2 protein-coding genes are annotated in these 5,107 nt (G+C 55.5%); one reads left to right on the forward strand and one right to left on the reverse strand.

Annotation, left to right across the window (positions count from 1 at the left end):
• Window positions 1-957, forward strand: a 957-nt coding sequence (locus tag VMU57_RS08990; RefSeq protein WP_325382590.1) for a S16 family serine protease, incomplete at its 5' end; no start/stop codon positions are given.
• A gap of 831 nt (window positions 958-1,788) precedes the next feature.
• Here VMU57_RS08990 and VMU57_RS08995 read toward each other — a convergent pair.
• On the reverse strand, window positions 1,789-4,962 hold the full coding sequence (locus VMU57_RS08995) for a TrlF family AAA-like ATPase (protein ID WP_325382591.1): 3,174 nt from the start codon (window positions 4,960-4,962) through the stop codon (window positions 1,789-1,791).
• Between the last annotated feature and the right edge of the window lie 145 nt (window positions 4,963-5,107).

Raw genomic sequence — 5,107 nt, forward strand, 5'->3', positions numbered from 1 at the left:
CAGGTGATGTTCATCGCCACCGCCAACGTGCTGGAGACCATCCCCGGCCCGCTGCTGGACCGCATGGAAGTGATCCAGCTCAGCAGCTACACCGAGCAGGAAAAAAGCGAAATCGCGCGCCGTTACCTGCTGCCGCGACAGCGTGAGGCCAACGGCCTCAAAGCCGAACAATGCAGCATCGAGGACGATGCGCTGGCCGCGCTGATCCACGGCTACACCCGCGAGGCCGGTGTCCGTAACCTGGAGCGCGAGATCGGCGCGGTGTACCGCAACGTCGCCATGCGCGTGACCGAGGGCAGCGCCGACACGGTCGTGGTCGACGAGAAGGAACTCACTGCCATCCTCGGCTCGATCAAATACGAGAGCGACCTGGCACTACGCACCAGCCTGCCGGGCGTGGCCACCGGACTGGCGTGGACGCCGGTAGGCGGCGACATCCTGTTCATCGAGGCTAGCCGCGTCGCCGGCAGCGGCCGGCTGGTGCTCACCGGCCAGCTCGGCGACGTCATGAAGGAGAGCGCGCAGGCGGCGTTGACGCTGGTTAAATCGCGCGCGCATGAGCTCGGTATTGCCGACGACGTGGACTTCGGAAAATCCGACATTCACGTTCACGTCCCGGCCGGCGCCATTCCCAAGGACGGCCCCAGCGCCGGCGTGGCGATGTTCATTGCCCTGACCTCCCTGCTGACCGACAAGACCGTACACAGCGATACCGCCATGACCGGCGAGATCAGCCTGCGCGGTCTGGTGTTACCGGTGGGCGGCATCAAGGAGAAAGTGATCGCCGCAGCCCGCGCCGGCATCCGCACCGTGATGCTGCCGGCACGCAACCGGCGTGACCTCGACGACATTCCCGAACCGGTGCGCGAGCAGGTGCGTTTCGTCTGGCTGGAACGGGTCGATCAGGCGGTGATCGAAGTGATCGAAGGGATTGAATTGAAGGCGAAGCAAGCTTAGGCTAACTGCGGCTGGCGGCACGCAGCCGCCCAGCGCCGGCTCACGACGCCAAGATCCCCACGCTGTTCGCGTCCGGCGGCTGCGCCGCTTTACGCTGATTCGCGACGATACTCCCACTCGATCATCAACAGGTCGCCTAAACCCGCATGGTTAAAGGGATTGGCGTTGATCGACATAGGTCTTTACCGTCGCTTTTACCGTCGGAACCGCACATCTTTTGCTGGCGCGGGAGTTGGAGCGATTCGTGAGGGAGCAACGTTTTCGACATCATCATCAATCAGCCTTCAGGATATCGGATTACTCTCTCGACGTCAGCCAAATTCAAGATCCACTGAGTCTGCGTCCTGCGCTGAGACGGGGACCAGTTCTATGGATGGTTCCCTGCTCGCTCCTCTTCCCAAAAGCGCTGCGTTGCTTCGAATGCTCTTCGCTCAACCTCCTGAACTCGTGCCAAAGCTTCCGGCTCGGGCACGGGTCGGAAGTATGAGGAAACCTGCTCAACTTCTCGTCGAGCTGCCAACCAAGACTGAAGCAAAGGTTGCCACTGTCGATCCCAGTGGGCGAAGGGCCGAGAGTCTGACGTCGACACTTTGCGTAGCGCATGATGCGTGACTGCTCCTGGGGTGCGCTTTGGGTCATCCCATTTAACCGGATACTCCAGCCTGCGTCGCGAATGCCACTGATGTTCTCGGCATTTGGGCCAACCATAGCTACGGGTGCGCCAGCGACGGTTCCGAACCCGAAGAGCTTGTGATCAATGCGATCACCCTCCTCAAATTGGCAGTTAGATCCAGTCATCAAAATTCTCCTTCTGTAGATCTCTCATTTCAATCATCTGCAATCCGCGGCAACCACCAGAAGGCAGTCTGGAAGCGCACGCATCGCAAGCCATGTGCGTCGCTCGCGAAGAAGCTCAAAGCCATACTTCTTCTTCCGATTCACGAACGCTGGCTCCGTACCTTCAAGAATCTCGATGACACGAGCCTTGATCTCCGGTGACTCGATGGAGCCGCTTAGGTACGTGAAGCGCTTGTTCGCCTTATCGCATGTAGCGCAAATGATCTGCTCGGCATCGCATACCACTGCGAGGTTCGGGTTGTGTGTCACCATGATGACCTGCCGGCGCTGCTTGGCCGTCTTGATGCACCTAACCAGAATTTTGTAGATAGTCTGGTTGTCCAGATTCTCCTCCGGTTGATCAATGACCAGAGGGATATCGTCCTTGTCCACGAGCAGATAGAACACCAACAACAGCAGGCCACGCTCCCCCGGAGAGAGCTGGCTGATTTCCTGCTTGTCGTAGGTCAGTGAATACTGCGGCTTCAAATATTCAAGTCCGAACAGGAAGTCGTAGAGCTCCTCTGGCCGGTTTCCCATGCGTAATTGATTTACGACTGAGAGTTCCACGGCATTTACGGCTGCGGCACGGCGATCGAAATGCAGCATGTCATCGACCTTCTCGACGAATGCGACAACCGCATCCGCATTCATGAAGTCGGTCTCTTTCAGTACGCCTCGAATTTGCAGGTTACTTTCGTCGATTCCCGAGAAGCTGCCGCGAGTCTGTCGATTGATGCGTCCCAAGAACATTTCCTGAAAACCTTCTTCTGCGATCCGCACATCGAAATCGAGCGGCAGCGGCATCTCCATTTTTGTCGTCGACTGAACGAATCCCTGCACTGGCTGATACAGCGTCCGATACTCAGCAACAACTTTGCCTATCTGCTCATGTAGGTGACGAACGATCGTGATCCTGGCAGCCTTCAGTTGCTCGCGCTTCGCTGGCAAGTCGTTTAGTGCTTCTAGTTCAGCGGCATACCAGGCGATGCTACTGCGCTTGTCCTTGTCGCCCTGTAATTCGATCTTGGCGCGCTCCCATTGTGTCAGTTGCTCTCTGTAGACCAGAAATAGACGCTGCTTCTCTCCAAGCTGACTTTTAATCGCCTTGATAGCAACGTCAGCCACTTCGCGACGCCGCGGTAGGTTCGCATCCCCGCTGCCGGAAAGAAGCACATCCTGCGCGTCGGACTCCTTCTTGAAGGCAACACCCAGCTTCTCGATCTCGGCGGTATTGATCTTGAACGAAACGACCTCCCTCGCTTTTAGGATCGGATGCACTTCCGCAAGCATGCCATCCAGTTCAACGATAAACTGTTCGTTGGCCTTCTGGTGGTTCTTGATCGCTTGGAGAATTCGCGTGGCATGGGCTACGCCCTTTACGGCGTCGGCCTTTTTCTGTCGCGCTTGCTGTTCCTCGGTGCGAACAGTATTCAAGGTTGCTTCGAGTTCTGCGAGCTTCGCGGTCGCCGCGGCAGTCTCCTGCTTTGCCGCGTCCGATTCCAATGGATCGTCCACAGGCGCTGGCATCGCGCCCTCCAAGGCTGCCAATTCCTTTTTTTTGGCATCGAGTTGCTGTTCTAACGACTGCCGAAACGCCGGGGATAGCTTGTGTTCAACGCCGGCAAGTTCCGCGTTGCCTTTGGAGAGATCGTCGGTAAGCTGCTTGCGCTCTGTCTCCAGTTCCGAAATTTTGAAGTCGAGCAATTCATCGAGCGACGGGAAACCGATGCGCTGCTCCTCTGGGACGTGTGTATAGATGATCTTCCTCAACTCGCCATCGAAAGTCGATGAACCGCTACCAGCCAACTCATTGCATAGTGTTTCCAAATAGCTCTGCGGCAGATACTTGACTCGCTCAACGCTGGATGGCTCGGGACTCTCGTGCAATTCCTTCTGTGCGTCGGTTCCATCGTGCCAGCGCAGAGTTCCGATGAAATGCGCCGCCAATTTGTTTCTCGGATCACGAAACCGTTCATCATTGAGAAAAGAGAAGCTCTCATGGTTCTTGGTATCGCCAATGAGTGCGATAACATCAGCCAACGCACTCTTCCCGCTACCCTTGTTGCCAATGATGGCCACAAGGTCGTGATTCAGAGGCACTTCAACATCGAACCAGCTATCCACCAACGTGGACCCGGCCTTCTTTCGGACAGTTATTGTCGACGCGTATTTAGTTCTATTTCCCACCACTAATAACTGCTTCCGCGGCATATCGCCGACAAATACCCGCTGGTCAAACTCGGTGACCGCTTGGAGCAAGCCCTGAAAAGTCGGGTCGGCCTTCACCCACGTAAAACATTGACCGATTCGATCTTTGCTCTCTGCTCCGCTGAGTGCATGCGCATCGGAACAATCGAGCAATCTGTCCAGGACGTTCGCATCGCTCAACTTCTTGGGAGCTTTGTCATAAGCTTCTGGATTCTCTGATGCAGTGAAAACGAGATCGACGCAATTGATGACATTGCGTTTCTCCGCAATCGATTGATCGTCCCACTTCATGTTCTCCCATTCGGTCTTGCCGACGGCGAGAAGGAATCGATCCTTAAGGTAATGGCTCTCCAAGGCCTTTTGTACGGATTCAAGACTCACACACAGGCTGTTAAAACCCTCCTGTAGTGGACTGGCGTAACCTGCCCTCTTGTCCACAGGTGCTGCATCAATGATCTTCTGCCCCAACTCGGTGAGACTGTCATGAGTTATGACAGCTTGCCATGTATTCTTGAATCCATGTAGCTCGGGGATTAGTTGATAGCGTGGTGCCAGAGCGCTTAAGAACTGTTGGCGGATAACTTCCGGAGGGATCTGATCGAAGATGATATGCAGGTTGATCCGGTTCCAATCTGACTTGGAATAGGAGCCATCTTGATCCTTCCTCACTACGCCCGCGAATTTGTCAAGACGCAGTTCGACGACAGGCAAAATCAGATCAATATTTTTCATCCGGCCGTCCTTCTTGGCTTTCAGAACTCGTTCGTAGCCATCGACAAAGATGTAGTCGTTGATGCCAATAACCTTAAAGTCTGGCGGCAACTTTTCGAGATCCGAAATGAACGCTTCCCAAGCGTCGTCTGTATCACCACCATAGCTTTGAACGATCGAGGACGGCGTATGGACATGGAGATCCCACTTTCTCCAGGTCGCTCCCTCCGGGTGGTAGCTACTCATTTCTCGGCTCTTGTGCAGTTGTATGAGGTAGAAAAGGGATAGTCGTCCGCTGCAGATCCTTGTAAAACGAAGGTTCTTGAAGCTTTCGGATACGAGGACACATGGGAACGACTATCCCAGCGGGGATTGTTGGCTTGCGCGGGCA

Origin of the sequence: Edaphobacter sp. (assembly GCF_035532915.1) — a bacterium.
Lineage (GTDB): Bacteria > Acidobacteriota > Terriglobia > Terriglobales > Acidobacteriaceae > Edaphobacter.

What these genes read in the sequence shown, in the direction of transcription:
- VMU57_RS08995 (WP_325382591.1), bottom strand. Translation starts at nt 4,962, where the DNA reads ATGAGTAGCTACCACCCGGAGGGAGCGACCTGGAGAAAGTGGGATCTC.